Source organism: Burkholderia sp. 9777_1386 (assembly GCF_015712265.1).
Lineage (GTDB): Bacteria > Pseudomonadota > Gammaproteobacteria > Burkholderiales > Burkholderiaceae > Burkholderia > Burkholderia cenocepacia.
This window is the reverse complement of the sequence record NZ_JACCQB010000064.1, coordinates 1-17,357: the sequence shown is the minus strand read 5'-3', so window position 1 is coordinate 17,357 and position 17,357 is coordinate 1. Positions and strand designations below refer to the sequence as shown.

At 68.3% G+C, this 17,357-nt stretch carries 13 protein-coding genes; 6 read left to right on the top strand and 7 right to left on the bottom strand.

Annotation, left to right across the window (positions count from 1 at the left end):
- Positions 1–255: 255 nt before the first annotated feature.
- Positions 256–1,869: a glutamate--cysteine ligase gene (gene gshA / locus H0X91_RS30535; RefSeq protein WP_196433609.1), complete on the top strand. Its 1,614-nt coding sequence runs from the start codon at positions 256–258 to the stop codon at positions 1,867–1,869.
- Positions 1,870–1,956: 87 nt separating this feature from the next.
- Here gshA and H0X91_RS30530 read toward each other — a convergent pair whose 3' ends face one another.
- Positions 1,957–2,274 (bottom strand): DUF4148 domain-containing protein, encoded by a 318-nt coding sequence (locus tag H0X91_RS30530; protein WP_058901922.1) that lies wholly within the window; start codon positions 2,272–2,274, stop codon positions 1,957–1,959.
- A gap of 422 nt (positions 2,275–2,696) precedes the next feature.
- Here H0X91_RS30530 and H0X91_RS30525 point away from each other — a divergent pair, with 422 nt between their 5' ends.
- Positions 2,697–4,337 carry an L-lactate permease gene (locus H0X91_RS30525; protein WP_006485788.1) on the top strand — a complete coding sequence of 547 codons (1,641 nt, stop codon included), beginning with the start codon at positions 2,697–2,699 and terminating at the stop codon, positions 4,335–4,337.
- Positions 4,338–4,433: 96 nt separating this feature from the next.
- Here H0X91_RS30525 and H0X91_RS30520 read toward each other — a convergent pair whose 3' ends face one another.
- A complete protein-coding gene (locus tag H0X91_RS30520; RefSeq protein ID WP_109343403.1) occupies positions 4,434–5,369 on the bottom strand; it encodes a LysR family transcriptional regulator in 936 nt (311 codons plus the stop codon).
- Positions 5,370–5,598: 229 nt separating this feature from the next.
- On the opposite strand from H0X91_RS30520, the gene H0X91_RS30515 reads away from it, so the two are divergent.
- Positions 5,599–7,770: a phosphocholine-specific phospholipase C gene (locus H0X91_RS30515; protein WP_012492328.1), complete on the top strand. Its 2,172-nt coding sequence runs from the start codon at positions 5,599–5,601 to the stop codon at positions 7,768–7,770.
- Between the two features lie 195 nt (positions 7,771–7,965).
- Positions 7,966–8,691: a phosphonate utilization associated transcriptional regulator gene (locus H0X91_RS30510; RefSeq protein WP_006485791.1), complete on the top strand. Its 726-nt coding sequence runs from the start codon at positions 7,966–7,968 to the stop codon at positions 8,689–8,691.
- Positions 8,692–8,790: 99 nt separating this feature from the next.
- On the opposite strand, the gene H0X91_RS30505 is transcribed toward H0X91_RS30510, so the two are convergent.
- From H0X91_RS30505 to H0X91_RS30485, 5 genes are all read right to left on the bottom strand, one after another.
- On the bottom strand, positions 8,791–10,179 hold the full coding sequence (locus H0X91_RS30505; RefSeq protein WP_060212265.1) for an FAD-dependent oxidoreductase: 1,389 nt from the start codon (positions 10,177–10,179) through the stop codon (positions 8,791–8,793).
- Positions 10,180–10,274: 95 nt separating this feature from the next.
- Positions 10,275–11,405: a 2-aminoethylphosphonate--pyruvate transaminase gene (locus H0X91_RS30500; RefSeq protein ID WP_196433608.1), complete on the bottom strand. Its 1,131-nt coding sequence runs from the start codon at positions 11,403–11,405 to the stop codon at positions 10,275–10,277.
- Positions 11,406–11,452: 47 nt separating this feature from the next.
- Positions 11,453–13,180 carry a putative 2-aminoethylphosphonate ABC transporter permease subunit gene (locus tag H0X91_RS30495; RefSeq protein WP_034201209.1) on the bottom strand — a complete coding sequence of 576 codons (1,728 nt, stop codon included), beginning with the start codon at positions 13,178–13,180 and terminating at the stop codon, positions 11,453–11,455.
- Positions 13,177–14,259 carry a putative 2-aminoethylphosphonate ABC transporter ATP-binding protein gene (locus H0X91_RS30490; protein ID WP_060212286.1) on the bottom strand — a complete coding sequence of 361 codons (1,083 nt, stop codon included), beginning with the start codon at positions 14,257–14,259 and terminating at the stop codon, positions 13,177–13,179. The genes H0X91_RS30495 and H0X91_RS30490 overlap by 4 nt, the downstream gene beginning before the upstream one ends.
- A 97-nt stretch (positions 14,260–14,356) precedes the next feature.
- Entirely contained in the window at positions 14,357–15,412 is a 1,056-nt protein-coding gene (locus H0X91_RS30485) for a putative 2-aminoethylphosphonate ABC transporter substrate-binding protein (protein WP_111442816.1), read from the bottom strand.
- Between the two features lie 209 nt (positions 15,413–15,621).
- Here H0X91_RS30485 and phnA point away from each other — a divergent pair, with 209 nt between their 5' ends.
- Together phnA and H0X91_RS30475 are read left to right on the top strand one after the other, a co-directional pair.
- A complete protein-coding gene (gene phnA, locus H0X91_RS30480) occupies positions 15,622–16,860 on the top strand; it encodes a phosphonoacetate hydrolase (protein ID WP_196433607.1) in 1,239 nt (412 codons plus the stop codon).
- Between the two features lie 28 nt (positions 16,861–16,888).
- On the top strand, positions 16,889–17,357 hold a 469-nt coding region (locus tag H0X91_RS30475; protein WP_196433606.1), incomplete at its 3' end, for an aldehyde dehydrogenase family protein.

Genomic DNA, 17,357 nt, shown 5'->3' with positions numbered 1-17,357 from the left:
TTCGCCGCGCCCGTTCCATCCGACGAATTCCGCTGACCGGCGTGCCGATCGGCCTCGTCCCGACCCGGCGATCGGGGCCGGCGCTGCCGCGCCCGGCCCGTCCGATCGCCCGCTCAGGCCCGTGCGCCATGCCCGGAGCCACCTCAAGCGCGGGTTCCGGCGAGATGTTAAAGTGCCCGCTACCAACGAAGCGACCAACAATCCAGCCGGCCGCGCGCGGCGTTCTGCGCGCGGCCGTCACGCACTTGCGTCTCCATGTCGAACACCATGACTCACCGCCAGTCCGAACTGCTGCTGAATCGCCTCGACGCGCTGAGCTCGGGCCCGACGCGGCAGCATCTGCCCGACGGCCTGCGCGGCATCGAAAAGGAAAGCCTGCGCGTGACGCGCGACGGGATGATCGCGTTCACGCCGCATCCGCGCGCGCTCGGTTCGGCGCTCACGCATCCGGCGCTGACGACCGACTATTCCGAAGCGCTGATCGAACTGATCACGCCCGCCGAGCGCGACGCCGCGCTCACGCTCGAGCGCCTCGACGATCTGCATCGCTACGTCTATGCATCGCTCGGCGACGAGATGCTGTGGAACGACTCGATGCCGGGCCTGCTGCCGGCCGACGACCAGATCCCGATCGCCGATTACGGCACGTCGAACATCGGCCGCCTGAAGACGGTGTACCGGCGCGGCCTCGCGTATCGCTACGGCCGCACGATGCAGTGCATCGCCGGCATCCACTACAACTACTCGCTGCACGAGGAAGTGTGGCGGCGCTTGCATGCGGAAGAAGGGTCCACGGCGACGCTCGTCGATTACCAGTCGGAATGCTATCTCGCGCAGATCCGCAACTTCCGCCGCCGCAGCTGGCTGCTGATGTACCTGTTCGGCGCGTCGCCGGTGCTCGATACCAGGTTCCTGCGCGGCAAGCCGCACAAACTCGATACGTTCGACGCCGATACGCTGTACCGGCCGTATGCGACCAGCCTGCGGATGAGCGATCTCGGCTACTCGAACACGACGGCCCAGGCCGCGCTGCACGTCGACTACAACACGCTGCCCGGTTATCTCGACGCGCTGTCGAAGGCCGTGAGCGAGCCGTATCCGGCGTACGAGGCGATCGGCACGCATCGCGACGGCGAGTGGATCCAGATCAACACGAACGTGCTGCAGATCGAGAACGAGTTCTACTCGACGATCCGGCCGAAGCGCGTCACGTATTCGGGCGAGCGGCCGCTGCATGCGCTCGCGTCGCGCGGCGTCCAGTACATCGAAGTGCGCTGCCTCGACATCGATCCGTTCGAGCCGACCGGCATCGCGCTGGAGACCGCGCGCTTCATCGACGCGTTCCTGCTCGCGTGCGCACTCGACGAAAGCGCGCCGCTCGACTGCGACGCATACAAGGAAGCGAACGCGAACTTCGGCAGCGTGACGATGGACGGCCGCAAGCCGGGGCTCACGCTGACGCGCGACGGCCAATCGATCACGCTGCGGCAGTGGGCCGACGAACTGATGGCCGATATCGAGATCGTCGGTCGCCGGCTCGACGAAATCCGCGGCGGCGACGAACATGCGCGCGCGATCGCCGCGCAGCGCGACAAGCTCGCCGATCCCGAACGCACGCCGTCCGCGCGGGTGCTGCGCACGATGCGCGAGAACGGCCAGTCGTTCCTCGCGTTCGCGCTCGCGCAGAGCGAAGCGCATGCCGCGCATTTCCGCGCGCATCCGCCGTCGGCCGAGACGCTGCGCACCGAGCAGGCGCTCGCCGCGAAGTCGCTGGCCGAGCAGGCCGAGCTCGAAGCGAAGGAGGCCGGATCGTTCGACGCATTCGTCGCCGCCTATCGCGCCTATACGCTGAACCGCTTCAGCGTGTGACGCTCGCGCATGCGGCCGGCGCAGGGTGCGCCGCGCCGCTGCCGCGCGATCCGTCCGATTCCGTCGGTGATCGGGTCGGTGATCCGGTCAGTGATGCGCGTACGTGCCGCGATCGGCCGCGTGCGGCAGCGCCGGCTTGCCCGATTCCGTGTGGGACCGGCCGTCGCTGCCGTAACCGGCCGCGTCGCCCTCACTGCGCGCCTGCGCCGCGCGCTGCATGACCGCCTGCATGTTTTCCGGAAAGTCCGGACTGCTTGCGAGGCTCGTCCGGTAGCCGGCGGCCTGCAGCTCCACGAGCTCCTGGCGGACCTGCGCGCGCGTGAGCGTCGACGCGGCTTGCGCGTGAGCGGCGAACGCCGCGCCGATCAGCACGAACGCGCATGCCGCGTGTTTCATCGTCTTCATCGTGTGTGCTCCGTGAGGTTCCGGTGCCGCGCCGTTGCTGGCGCGGGCGGAAGCGATGCAGCCAGTCTAGGCTTCGGAGGCCAAACGAAACATCCTCGTGGCTGGCAGTCACCTTTTCCGGTCGCGCAACATTGCGCGCGCACCAGTGAGCCGGCCGCGACGGGTTGCCTGTCGAACGCGACAGCTGCGCGCCATCTGCCGGTCATCGTGCGGTGGACGGTCCGCATCGGCTCGCCCGCATCGGGCTTCTCCCCCCTTGTGCAAGCGCGTCGCGCCTCCTAACCTCTTTTAAGCGACCGATCGGTTGGCCGCGCAACGTCGTTGCGTACGCAAGCGCCCGATCGTGGTCGTGACCGCAGGACATCGCCTTGACCCGAACCCGGCACATCGACATGCGCGCCCGGGTCGACTCTGGAGACACGATGAATCCCACCGACGCCCTACCGCCCGGCATCGTCTTCGCGCAACCGTTGACGCCCGTCGCCCACTCGCTGCTCCTGTCGTTCCTCGTCGCCGCGATCCCGATCGCGGTCGCGCTGATCGCGCTCGGCGTGCTGCGTCGCCCCGCGTGGCAGGCGTCGCTGGCCGGGCTCGTCGCGGGCCTCGCGGTCGCGATCGGCGCGTGGGGGATGCCGGCCGGGCTCGCGTTCAACGCGGTCGGCGCCGGCATGGCGCTCGCGGTCGTGCCGGTGATGTGGATCGTCTTCAACGCGCTGCTGCTCTACAACATCGCGGTGAAGTCGGGCCGCTTCGACCAGTTCCGGCAGTGGATGCTCGACAACCTGCCCGACGATCGCCGCCTCGTGCTGCTCGTCGTCGCGTTCTCGTTCGGTTGTCTGCTCGAAGGGATCTCCGGATTCGGCACGCCGGTCGCGATCACGAGCGCGCTCTTGATCGCGCTCGGCTTCCCCGCGCTCGAAGCGCTCACCTACACGCTGCTGTTCAACACGGCGCCGGTCGCGTTCGGCGCGCTCGGCGTGCCGATCACCGTGCTCGGCGCGGTCACGTCGCTGCCGCCCGCGACGCTCGCGCAGATGGTCGGCCGCCAGTTGCCGTTCTTCGCGCTGCTGCTGCCGTTCTACGTGGTCGGCGCATACGGCGGGCTGCGCTCGATCGCGAAGCTGTGGCCCGCGCTGCTCGTGTCGGGCGGCAGCTTCGCGCTCGCGCAGTTCGTCACGTCGAACTTCCTCGGCTACCAGCTCACCGACGTGCTGTCGTCGCTCACGTCGCTGATCGTGACGATCGGCTTCCTGCAGGTGTGGAAGCCGCAGCCCGATCCGCAATACGCGCTGGCGCGCAGCGTGCCGGCCGCCGCCGGCGCCGCGCGCGCTGGCTTCGGCGGCTGGTTGCCGTGGCTCGTCGTGTCGGTGGTCGTGATCGTGTGGGTGCACGCGAACGTCGCGGCGATCGGCGACGTGAAGATCAAGTGGCCGGGCCTGCACAACGCCGTGTACGTGTCGCTGTACCACAAGCCGTATGCGGCGATCTGGGATTTCCAGCCGCTCGGCACGGGCACCGCGATCCTGCTGTCGGCGATCGTCACGGCCGCGCTGACGCGTACCGGCCCCGGCGCGTTCGTCGAATGCGTGGTGAAGACGTGGCGGCAGACGTGGATCGCGATCGTCACGGTGATGATGATCGTCGGGCTCGCGTACCTGCTGAACTACTCGGGCATCAGCTATACGCTCGGCACCGGCGTCGCGTCGACCGGTGCGCTGTTCCCGCTGGTGTCCGCGTCGCTCGGCTGGATCGCCGTGTTCCTGTCCGGCAGCGACACGTCGGGCAACGCGCTGTTCGGCAACCTGCAGGTCGTCGCCGCGCGCCAGCTCGGCCTCGATCCGGTGCTGATGGCCGCCACCAACTCGTCGGGCGGCGTGATGGGCAAGATGATCTCGCCGCAGAACATCGCGACGGGCGTATCGACGACGGACCTGAAAGGGCAGGAGGGCGTCGTGTTCGCGCGCACCTTCTGGCACAGCGTGATCCTCACGCTGTTGCTCGGCGTGCTGGTGTTCCTGCAGCAGCACGTGCTGACCTGGATGATTCCGGCGCTGCCGAAGTGACGCGGCGCCGCGACAGAAGAAGGCACGAGGAAAGCAACGAGGGAAGGCGCGGGAAAAGCGCCACGTAGTGTGCGGAAGCGGTGAACGCGCGGCGGCTCAGCGCGCGTTCACCCGCCGCATCGTTCGTCCGGTTTCAACCGTGTCGGCCGCATCGCTCGCATCGGCCGCTTCGCCGTCGCCCGGCAGGATGCACGCGAGGAACGCGTCGATCGCGGGGCTCTGGCGGCGCGCCTTCAGGTAGTACACGTATTCGTCGATCGTCGTGTCGACGCCGCGCAGCGCGATCACGCGCAGGTCCGGATGGCGCTCGGCCTCGCCGAGCGGAAACAGGCTGCCGCCTACGCCATGCAGGATCGCCTCGCGAATCGCTTCGCGGCTGCCGATCTCGGCGACCGATGGGGCCGCGACGCCGGCCGCGGCGAGGATCGTCTCCGTGCAGCGGCGCGTGACCGACCCTTCCTCCCGGATCAGCAGCCGCACGTCGGCGAGCTGCGCCGGGTCGATCGAATCGAACCGCGCGAGCGGATGATGGCGATGCACGACGAGCACCAGCGGATCGGTCGAGATCACCTTGCGTTCCAGGCCGTCGGCGTCGTTGCGCTGCGACGAGACCGCGAGATCGATGCGGAATTCCTGCAGCGCCTGCAGGATTTCCTCGGAGTTGCCGATCCGGCACGTGAGCGCGATCGACGGGTGCGCGCTCGAGAAGCGGCCGACCGCGTCCATGATGTAGTACGGGCCCGTCGCGCCGATCCGCAGGTGGCCTTCGAACAGGCCGCCGACGTTGCGCAGCATGATGTCGGCCTGCGCCTCGAGCGCGATCATCTGCTCGACGAGCGGCAGCAGCTCGATGCCCGTGTCGGTCACCTCGAGCTTGCGGCCGCTGCGGTAGAACAGCTCGACGCCGTACACCTGCTCGACCTGCCGGATCTGCGCGGCAATCGTCGGCTGGCTCACGCCGAGGTGGCGCGCGGCGCGCGTGATGCTGCCCTGCCGGACGGTCGCGTGGAACGCCTTCAGCTGATCGAACACGACTCGGCTTCTCCCCCCTCTTCATCGCGCGTCAGCGTAACGCATGCATATGTCGGCCGCATGAAAGGCGCGCCGTGCGCCGCTTCCAAAAAAATCCTGTGGGTCACCCAAAGAAACCTGCGGGAACCGGTCACGGCCGGGACATGCCGGTGCGGGGTAATAACGGCGACGCAGATCGCCGGCCCGCTCGTCCGGCGACCCCACTCCCACCGACCACAGGGTGCTTTTCATGTCCTCGAACAATCGACGCGATTTCCTGCGCCTCGCCGCGCAGTCGGCCGGCGCGATGGCCGCCTACGCGGGCTTTCCGCCCGCGATCCGCAATGCGCTGGCGATGCCGGCCGCCTATCGCACCGGCACGATCCGTGACGTCGAGCACGTCGTGATCTTCATGCAGGAAAACCGTTCGTTCGACCATTACTTCGGCGGGCTGCGCGGCGTGCGCGGCTTCGACGACCCGCGTCCGCACCTGCTGCCGAACGGCGCACCGGTGTGGCAGCAGCCGCCGGCATCGGTGTTCACGAAGAATTACCACTCGCGCGGGCTCGATCCGTCCGCGCCGTACGTGCTGCCGTTCTACCTCGATCCGAAGCAGACGACCGAATTCCAGCCGGGCACCAATCACGGCTGGAGCAGCGGCCACCTGTCCTGGAACAACGGCCAGTGGGACCAGTGGGTGAACCAGAAGCAGGACGTGCTGACGATGGGCTACCTGAAGCGCCAGGATCTCACGTACCACTACGCGCTCGCCGACGCGTTCACGATCTGCGATTCGTACTTCTGCTCCGCGCACGCCGACACGGCGCCGAACCGCATCTACCTGTGGACCGGCACGATCGATTCGCGCAACGTCTACGGCAGCGCGCCGAACGGCCCGGGTATCGGCGAGCGCAACGACGTGAACGGCTACACGTGGACGACCTACGCCGAACGCCTCGAGAACGCGAAGATCAGCTGGAAGGTGTACCAGGGCGGCACCGGCATCCCGGGCGACCCGACCGACAACTACACCGACAACTCGCTGATGTTCTTCAAGCGCTTCCAGGTGAAGGAAGGCGCGAGCGGCCCGCTGGTCGACAAGGGCGCATCGAACCACACGCTCGCGGAGCTGAAGGCCGACGTGCAGGCGAACCGGCTGCCGCAGGTGTCGTGGATCGTGTCGCCGTACAAGTACAGCGAGCACCCGCAGGCGTCGCCGACCGACGGCGCGTTCTACATCAACATGGTGCTCGAGGCGCTGACGTCGAACCCGGAAGTGTGGGCGAAGACGGTGTTCATCCTGAACTACGACGAGAACGACGGACTGTTCGATCACGTCGTGCCGCCGGTGCCGCCGGTCACGAGCGGCGTGGGCGGGCAGGGGATCGTGTCGTCGAACCTGCTGTCGACCCTCGGCGACGAGCTGCTCGACCTGAACAAGTATCCGGGCGAAATGAGCCCGCTCGTGCCGGGCGCCGACCCGGGCGGCATCCAGCCGATCGGCCTCGGGCCGCGCGTGCCGCTGATCATCATCTCGCCGTGGACGAAGGGCGGCTGGGTCTGCTCGGAGACGTTCGACCATACGTCGGTGCTGCGTTTCCTCGAAGCGCGTTTCGGCGTGAAGGAACCGAACATCAGCGCGTGGCGCCGGTCGATCTGCGGCGACCTCACGTCGGCGTTCGACTTCTCCGCGCGCCCCGACACGCGCACGGTGAGCTTCACGGTGCCGCAGCACCTCGCGACGGCCGGCCAGGCGTACCAGGTGCCCGCGCAACAGTCGATGCCGGCGCAGGAGCCGGGCACGCGGCCGGCGCGTGCGCTGCCGTACGAGCTGTTCGTGCACAGCCGCGTGGGCGCGCATGACGACACCGTGTCGCTCGACTTCGCGAACACCGGCGACGCGGGCGCCGCGTTCTACGTGTACGACCGCCGCAACCCGGCGACGCCGCCGCGCCGCTACGCGGTGTCCGCGCGCGACCGCTTCGTCGACACGTGGAGCACGTCGGCCGCGCGCGGCGACTACCATCTCGCGGCCTACGGCCCGAACGGCTATCTGTGCGAGTTCCAGGGCAACACGCGGCTCGCCGCGGACGGCCGCCACGCGAACCCCGAAGCGAAGATCGGCTACGACGTGCGCAATCGCCACGTCTACCTGCAACTGCGCAACAGCGGGCGCGCGAGCTGCCGCGTGACGGTCGACAACGCGTACAGCCATGCGCATGCACGCACCTACACGCTGGCGCCGGGCGAGCGCATCGAGGCGCACTTCGAGCTGTCGTCGAGCCACGGCTGGTACGATCTGACGATTACCGCGACCACGCTGCGCGGCGGCGACGACAAGGTCGTGCGTCGCTTCGCGGGCCACGTCGAGACGGGCCGGCCGAGCCACAGCGATCCGGGGCCGGTGAAGCACACGGCCTGACGGTTGCGCAGGGTCGCGCGAAGCGGGGCGGTTCGCCCGCCGCGCGCGACCCTCGCGTGCCGGCCGCATTCCGGCACGCCGGATTGGATTTTGGAAACTGAAAACTGTTGACAATATGCCGGGCCGAGGGTATACAAGGATCATTCGCCGATATGGCGCCCTCGTTTTCATCCATAGCCCGCTGCCTGCCCGACCATGACTGCCCCGAACGCGCTCAGCGCCATCGAACTCCTGCAAAGCCAGTCGCTCGCGATGATCGTCCAGGACATGCTCGAGCGCGCGATCGTCTCCGGCGAATACGCGCCGGGCGAAAAGCTCAACGAAGTCGAGATCGCGACCCGGCTGAACGTGTCGCGCGGCCCGGTGCGCGAAGCGTTCCGCGCGCTCGAACAGGCCGGCCTGCTGCGCAACGAGAAGAACCGCGGCGTGACCGTGCGCGTCGTGCCGCTGCGCGAGGCCGAGGAAATCTACGAAGTGCGCGCGATGCTCGACGAGTCGGTCGCGCGCGCGCTCGCGAAGCGCATCTCGCCCGAGACGCTGAAGGTGCTGAAGGGCATCATCCAGTCGATGAAGGACGCCGCGAAGACGCACGACGTCACGCGCTATACCGAGCTGAACGTACAGTTCCACGACGCGATGGTCGTCGGCGTCGGCAATACCCATCTCACCGATACCTACCGGCGGCTCGTGCGCCAGCTCGGCCTGCTGCGCCAGGCGGCGATCGAGGCCGAGGAGGATGCGATCGCGGTGTCGGCGGCCGAGCACGACAAGATCGTGCAGGCGCTCGCGGCCGGCGACGAGGACAAGGCCGTCGCGCTCGTGCGCGAGCACGTCGCGCACGGCCTCGCGCGGATGCGCCGTACGCACGAGCAGGGGCTGCCTGCGACGGGCAAGGCGGCGCGGGAGAAGGCCGGCGCATAAAAGCCCGGCAACGCCCGCGGGAGCTGTCGCGCACAGGTAAAGGGACGCGTCGCCGCGTCCCTTTTTCGTTGCGCTTCGGTTCAGCGGATCAACCCGTCGTCATGCCTTGTCGGCCTTCCCCGCCGCGCTCGCAAACTTCGCGAGCCACGTATCGACCACCGACGGCCGCCGGCTCTCGTCCTCCGCGCGCTCCTTGCGGCGGATCGCGTTGCGCACGACGTGCGCGCCGACATAGCGGATCGGCTCCGGCGGGAAATGGCCGAGCGGGCCGCGCACGATCGGGCTGCGCGTCCACGCGTTGTCGAGGCCGAGCACCAGCGACGACAGGATCTGTCCGCCCATGTAGGTCGGCCCGACGCCGTTGCCCGAATAGCCGAAGCCGTAGAACACGTTCGGCGCGTCGTCGAGGCGGCCGAAGAACGGGAAGCCCGTCACCGAACGATCGGACGGCCCGTTCCAGCTCGCGGTGACCGGCACGCCCGCGAGCGACGGGAAGAACTCGCGCAGGCTGTGCGTGAGCTGCGCCTCGTACGGCGAGCGGCGGTCGAACACCGGCGCGATGCGGCTGCGCCACGAGAACGTGTTGCCGCCCTTGCCGAGCATCAGCCGCCCGTCGGCGGTCGTGCGGTAGTAGTAGACGAAGATCCGCGAATCGAGCACCGACACGCCGTCCACGAGCCCGGTCCGCTCGAGCAGCTCCGGGCATTTCTCGGTGATCACCATGTCGCTCGACACGACCGCGATCGTCCGCTCGAACTGCGGGAAGCGGCTCGCCATCCACGCATTGATCGCGAATACGAGCTTGCCCGCCGTGACGCTGCCGGACGGCGTGCGCACGACGGCCGGCTGGCCGGGCGTGAAGTCGAGCATCGGCGTGCGCTCGTAGATCCGGATGCCCATCGCGCGCGCGACGCGGCGCAGCCCGCGCACGAGCTTGCCCGGATGCACGGTCGCGGCGATCGGCGAGTAGACGCCGTCGAGATTGCGCGCGGAGCCCGAGCGGCGCGCGACTTCGGCGGGCGGCAGCGGCTCGTAGCTGTGGATGCCGCACGCGGCAAGCGCATCGAGCACCGGCGCGAGCGTGCCGACCTGCGCGCGCGACGTCGCGGTGTACAGCGTGCCGTCGAGCCGCAGTTCCGCATCGATGTCGTGCGCGCGGCAGAAATCGGCGATGTGCTGCACGGCCGCTTCCGACGCCTTCACGAGCCGGATTGCCTCGGCTTCGCCGAACAGGCGCCGCAGCGTCAGGAATTTCGCGGACCACGTGAGCAGGCAGCCGCCGTTGCGGCCGCTCGCGCCGGCGCCGCACAGGTCGGCTTCGAGGATCGCGATGTCGAGCGCGGGATGCTGCTGCTTGGCCTGGATCGCGGTCCAGAGGCCCGTGAAGCCGCCGCCGACGATGCACACGTCGGCCTGCGTCGCGCCTTGCAGCGCGGGGGCGAGATCGCCGTCGTTGAACAGCGCTTGTTCGATCCAGAAGGGTCGCATCGGAGAGTCGTCGATAAGGGGCCGTGCGGCGCACGGCCGGGAAAACGGGCGGCCGCCTGCGCCTGCGCACGCGGCCGGGGCATCGCGTCACGTCGTCATGCCGCCGCTTCGGCCGACAAGCGGCGTACGCCCATCGCGCGCAGCGTGTCGGCGATCGCGGCGACGGCGCCCGGAATCCCGGCCTCGCCGAAATGGCCGATGCAGCCGACGCGGAACGTCTCCACTTCGGTCAGCTTGCCCGGATACAGAATGTAGCCGCGCTTTTTGACCTCCTGATAAAACCGCTTGAAGTCGTAGTTCGGATCATCCGGCGCATGGAACGTGACGATGATCGGCGCCTGGATCGCCGGATCGAGGAACGGCCGGAAGCCGAGCGCGCGCATCCCGTCGAGCAGCGCGCGGGTGTTGCGTTGGTAGCGGCCGCCGCGCGCGGCGAGCCCGCCTTCGTCGATGTATTGCGCGACGGCCGCGTCGAGCGCGGCGACCACGTGCGTCGGCGGCGTGAAGCGCCACTGCGTCGTGCGCTGCATGTAGACCCACTGGTCGTACAGGTCCATCGCGAGCGAGTGGCTGTTGCCTTCGCAGCGTTCGAGCGCGCTGCGCTTGGCGATCACGAAGCCGAGCCCCGGCACGCCCTCGAGGCATTTGCCGGACGCGGCGATCACCGCGTCGAACGGTGTCGTGCGCGCGTCGATGTCGATCGCGCCGAACGAGCTCATCGCGTCGACGATCAGCGCGCGCCCGTGCTTCGCGACGGCCTGTGCGACGTCGTGCAGCGGGTTCAGCACGCCGGCGCCGGTTTCGCAGTGCACGAGCGCGACGTGCGTGATCGACGGATCGGCGGCGAGCGCGCGCTCGACGTCGGCCGGATCGACGCGGCGATCCTCGCGGTAGTCGATCGTCGTGAGCCGGCGGCCGAGCACGCGGCAGATCTTCGCGAGGCGCTGGCAATACGCGCCGTTGTTCGGCACCAGCACGTGGCCGTCGCGCGGCACCAGCGTGCCGATCGCCGCTTCGACCGAGAACGTGCCGCTGCCTTGCAGCGGTACGCATTCGTGCGTGCCTTCGCCGTGCACGATCTGCAGCAGGCGTTCGCGCAGCCGCGCGGTGATCGCGTTGAAATCGCCGTCCCACGAGCCCCAGTCGCGCAGCATCGCGTCGCGCGTGCGCTCGGAGGTCGTCAGGGGGCCGGGGGTCAGCAGGATGGGCTGGGCAGCGAGCGTCATGGTGTCTCCTCGATGAAGTCGGGACGTCACGTGAATGCGGCAGGGAATCAACGGCGATGCGGGTTGCGCCATGCCTGCGTACGGCGCAGCAGGCGGTGCGAGATGCAGGCGAACAGTACGCACGCGAACGACGAGGTCGCGAGCACGAGCGTGGCCATCGCGGCGGCCGGGCCCATCTGGCCCGCGTCGTCGAGGTTCAGGATCGCGACCGACGCGGGCTGCGTGTCCGGCGAGTACAGGAACGCGACGGCCGACACCGTCGTCATCCCGTTGACGAACAGGTAGCGCGCGATCAGCAGGATCGCGGGCAGGCACACGGGCACCGTCACGCGCAGGAAGGTCTTGTAGAACGGCACCTTCAGCGACGCGGATACCGCCTCGAACTCGCTGTCGATCTGCCGGAGCGCGGTGACGGCGGTGAGGTGGCTCGACGCGTAGTAGTGGACGACCGTGACGATCGCGAGCAGCCACAGCGATCCGTACAGCCCGTTCAGCGGATTGCCGGGCGCGTTGAACAGGAAGATGTAGCTGATGCCGAGCACGAGCCCCGGCACGCCCATCGGCAGGATCGCGCACAGGCTGATGAAGCCGCGCAGCCAGCGTGCGCCGCGGGTCTTCTCGATCAGGTAAGCGCCGCCGAACACGACGATCGTGCCGCCGAGCGCCACCGTCGCGGCCATCCGCAGGCTGTTCTTGTACGCGTCGAAGATGCCGGCCGCGATCAACCCCATCTCGTAATGCTGCAGCCCGAGCGTCATCTGGTACGGCCAGAACTTGACGAACGACGCGAACACCGAGATGCCGACCACCGCGATGAAGAACGCGCACACGAGCGCGCAGTACGCGAGCATCGCGGCGTCGAAGCCGCGCGACGGCTTCGGCTGGTACGGCGTCGAGCGCGCGCCGAGCTGCGACTGCTGGCGGCGGCGGATGAAGTAGTCGACGCCGAACGCGACGAGCGCCGGGCACAGCAGCATCAGGCTCACGACCGCGCTGCGGTTGAAATCCTGCAGCCCGATGATCAGCTTGTAGATGTCGGTCGACAGCACGTTGTACGCGCCGCCGATCACGACCGGCACGCCGAAGTCGTTGATGCACATCGTGAACGCGACCATCGTCGCGCTGATCAGCCCGTACTTCGCGCCGGGCAGCGTGATCGTGAAGAACTTGCGCAGGCGGCCCGTGCCCATCGCGTCGGCGGCTTCGTAGAGCCGGCCGTCCGCGAGCGACAGCGCGGTGACGAGGATCATCAGCACGTGCGGGAACGACGCGTACACCATGCTCAGCACGATGCCCGGCAGCCCGTAGATCGAATGGCCGTGCAGCAGCGGCTTCAGCAGCCCCGCATTGCCGAACCAGTAGATGAACGACACGGCCGACAGCAGCGTCGGCGCGAGCAACGGCAGCAGCGCGATCGTGCGTGCCGCGTTCTTCAGCGGCATGCACGAGCGTGTCAGCGCATACGCGAACGTGAACGCCATCGGCACGACGATCATCGTGACGAGCGCGCCGACCGTCAGCGAATGCAGCATCGAGCGCAGCACGCCGCTGTCCTCCAGATACTCGACGAAGTTGTGCGCGCCGACGAAGCGCCCGTCCGCGTCGACGAAGCATTTCTGCACGACGAGCGCGAGCGGCAGCAGCAGGAACAGCGACATCAGCGCGGCCATCGCGACCAGCGCGAGCTGCGCGAGGCGATCGTGCCAGTGCGTGAGCTGCCGGACGTCGGCGGGGGCGGACGCGCCGCGGCGGCGCTCGGTCAGGACGGTGCTCATTGGAGTCGCTCCTTCGCGCACGGGAACACGCGGACATGCTCGCGATCGAGCGCGAGGTCGATGCGCACGCCGGCCTGCACGCCGGTGCGGTCGACGTCGTGATACGACAGGTCGGCGACGATCTCCTGGCCGTCGAGCCCGTCGATCCGGAAGCTCACGCGGCAGAACGCGCCGAGGAATTCGAGCTTCTCGACGCGGCCGGCCAGCACGTTGTCGGCCGTCTCGCCCGGCACGCGGATGCGCAGGTCCTCGGGCCGCACGTAGACCGACACCGCCGCGCCTTGCGCGGTGCCGTGGCGGCAGTCGAAGCCGATGCCGCCCGCGCGCAGCGTGCCGTCCTGCGCGACCTCGGCGGGAATCGTGTTGACGCGGCCGATGAAGTCCGCGACGAACGGCGATGCCGGTTGCCGGTAGATTTCGAGCGGCGTGCCGATCTGCTCGATCACGCCGTGGTTCATCACGACGATGCGATCGGCCATCGACAGCGCTTCTTCCTGATCGTGCGTGACCATGATCGTCGTCACGCCGAGCCGCTGCTGCAGCGCGCGGATCTCCTGGCGCAGCCGCACGCGCACGCGCGCGTCGAGCGCCGACAGCGGCTCGTCGAGCAGCAGCAGGCCGGGCGAGGTGGCGAGCGCGCGCGCCAGCGCGATGCGTTGCTGCTGGCCGCCGGACAACTGGCCCGGATGCTTGCGATGGCTGTCGGGCAAACCGACCAGCGCCAGCAGCGTATGCACGCGCTCGTGGATCGCGTCGCGCTTCATCTTGCGGTTCACGAGCCCGTACGCGACGTTGTCGTACACGGTGAGGTTCGGGAACAGCGCATACGACTGGAACACGATTCCGTAGTCGCGCAGTTGCGGCGGCAGCCGCGAGATGTCGCGGCCGTCCTGCATGATGTGGCCGGCGTTCTGCGTCTCGAGCCCCGCGATGATCCGTAGCAGCGTGGTCTTCCCGCAGCCGGACGGCCCGAGGAAACAGATCATCTCGCCCTTCATCACGCTCAGGTTGATGTCGGTGAGGACCTGCGTGTCGTTGTACCGCTTCTCGATGCGTTCTACGCTCAGATAAGGTGCCATGCGCGCCTCCATGGAGGGGCGGCCCGGGGGCCGGATTCGACGACGGAAAGGGTGACGCGGGGCGGCGCGCGGCGCGGCCCCGCAGCCGGTCGCGGCGTTACTGCTGCGCTTTCGCGCCGTAGCGCTTCTGCCACGTATCGAGGATCGACTGGCGGTTCTTCGCGGACCACACGAAGTCGTTCTTCACGAGCAGGTCCGAGTAGTTGTCGGGGATGCCGGCCAGCTTCCGCGCGACGCCCGGATACGCGACGATCGCCCACCAGCGCGCGGTGATCTGGTTCGCTTCCTTGCTCGCCATGAAGTCGGCGAGCTTCTTCGCGGCGTCGGGCTGTTTCGTCGTCTTCATGATCGCCGTGCCTTCCATGTCCCAGCCGAGCCCTTCCTTCGGGAACACGAGATCGATCGGCGCGCCCTGCGCCTGCAGTTCGTGGCCGCGGAACTCGAACGAGATGCCGATCGGGAATTCGCCGGTGCCGGCGAGCGTGCACGGCTTCGAGCCCGAGTGCACGTACTGCGCGACGTTCTTGTCGAGCGCGTCCATGAATTTCCAGCCGCGATCGTCGCCGAAGGTCTGCAGCCAAGCGGTCACGTCGAGATAGCCGGTGCCCGACGAAACGGGGCTCGGCATCACGATCGCGCCCTTGTAGACGGGCTTCGTCAGGTCTTCCCACGACGTCGGTTTCGGGATGTTCTTCGCCTGCGCGGCGACGCGGTTGTAGCAGATCGTCGCGCCCCACACGTCCATGCCGACCCAGTGCGGCGGCGTGTTCGCGTCGCTGTATTTGCGCGTGAGCTGGTCGAAGCCCTTCGGCGTGTACGGCATCAGCATGCCCTGCAGGTCGAGCAGCGTGAGGCTCGACGCGGCGAGGCCGAGCACGACGTCCGCGCGCGGATTGTTCTTCTCCGCGAGCAACTTCGCGGTGACCGAGCCGGTCGAGTCGCGCACCCAGCGGATCTCGAGATCGGGGTTCGCCTTCTCGAACGCGTCCTTGTAGGGCTTCATCGCCTCGTCTTCCAGCGCGGTGTAGACCAGCAGCGACGTCTTCGCGTACGCCGCGTGCGCGGCGCCGAGCGCCACCGCGGCAGCCAGCGCGACGCGGGCCGCGCCCGCCGCCCATGCGTTCAAACGCTTGTTTACCGGCACTTCGTTCATCTTCAGACCCCTTGACTGTGGCGCCGCGGCACACGGCGGATGAGTGGAGACCAGCCCTCTTGCTGCTTCGTTGTTTTGCTTTCTGTTCTCTGCATGTTGTTGACAATCTACAAATCATCAATTTTAATGTCAAGCATGGAAAACACCTCCCTTCGGCGCGGCGCGGGCGCCGACGGCTCACCCCCTTCGACCTGAAAGGAATGAACGTCATGACTGAAACGCCTGTATCCGTGGAAGTGAACGGCCGCCGCTACAACTGGATGAGCCGGCCCGTGGTGGTCGTGTGCGTCGATGGCTGCGCATACGAATATCTGGAGGAAGCCGCCGAGGCCGGCGTCGCGCCGTTCCTGCGCACGCTGCTGAAGCCGGGCACCGCGCTCAAGGGCGAGTGCGTGGTGCCGAGCTTCACGAACCCGAACAACCTGTCGATCGTCACCGGCGTGCCGCCGGCGATCCACGGGATAAGCGGCAACTACTTCTACGATCGCGACACCGGCGCCGAAGTGCTGATGAACGATCCGAAGTACCTGGTCGCGCCCACCGTGCTCGCGACCTTCGCCGAACGGGGGGCGCGCGTCGCGGTCGTCACCGCGAAGGACAAGCTGCGCCGCCTGCTCGGCAAGGGGCTGAAGGGCATCTGCTTCTCGTCGGAAAAGGCCGACGAGGCGAGCGTCGAGGAAAACGGCATCGACAACGTGCTCGAGCTGGTCGGCAAGCCGGTGCCGAGCGTGTACAGCGCGGACCTGTCGGAATTCGTGTTCGCGGCCGGCGTGCGCCTGCTCGAGACGCGCCCGATCGACCTGATGTACCTGTCGACCACCGACTACGTGCAGCACAAGTGCGCGCCCGGCACCGAAGGCGCGAACGCGTTCTACGCGATGATGGACACGTACCTGCAGCGTCTCGACGCACTCGGCGCGATCATCGCGATCACGGCCGATCACGGGATGAACGCGAAGCACGACGACGCGACCGGCGAGCCGAACGTGATCTACCTGCAGGAGCTGTTCGACGAATGGCTCGGCCACGATGCGGCGCGCGTGATCCTGCCGATCACCGATCCGTACGTCGTGCACCACGGTGCGCTCGGCTCGTTCGCGACCGTCTACGTGCCGGCCACCGCCGATGCCGACGCGCTGCGCGCGCGGCTCGCGGCGGTCGACGGCATCGAGGTCGTGCTGACGGGCGCCGAAGGCTGCGCGCGCTTCGAGCTGCCGCCCGCGCGGATGGGCGACCTGATCGTGATCTCGAAGCAGGACGTCGTGCTCGGCACGCGCCGCATCAAGCACGACCTGTCGGGCCTCGACGTGCCGCTGCGTTCGCACGGCGGGATCTCCGAGCAGATCGTGCCGCTGATCTTCAGCAAGCCGGTCGCGACCGACGTCACCGGCCGCGCGCGGCTGCGCAACTTCGACATCATCGACATCGCGCTCAACCATCTGCAGTGATGCACGCGCATCCTTGGGGGATACAGTCATGAACGCCATTGCAGCATCGACGGCCGTCCGCGAGATTCGTCGCGAAGCACTGCGAATCGACGGCGAACGGATTCACCGCGACGCGGTGATCGACGTGCGCAACCCGTACGACGGCGCGCTGGTCGGCACCGTGCCGAAGGCGACGCTCGACGACGTGCGCCGTGCATTCGCGGTCGCGCGTGCGTACCGGCCGACGCTCACGCGCCACGATCGCGCGGCGATCCTGCGCCGCGCGGCCGACATCGTGCGCTCGCGCACCGCGGAGATCGCGGCGCTGATCACGGCCGAGGCCGGCTTGTGCATCAAGGATTCGACTTACGAGGCCGGCCGCGTGGCCGATGTGCTCACGTTCGGCGCCGGCGAAGTGCTGAAGGACGACGGGCAGATCTTCTCGTGCGATCTGACGCCGCACGGCAAGAAGCGCCGCGTGTACACGCAGCGCGATCCGCTGCTCGGCGTGATTTCGG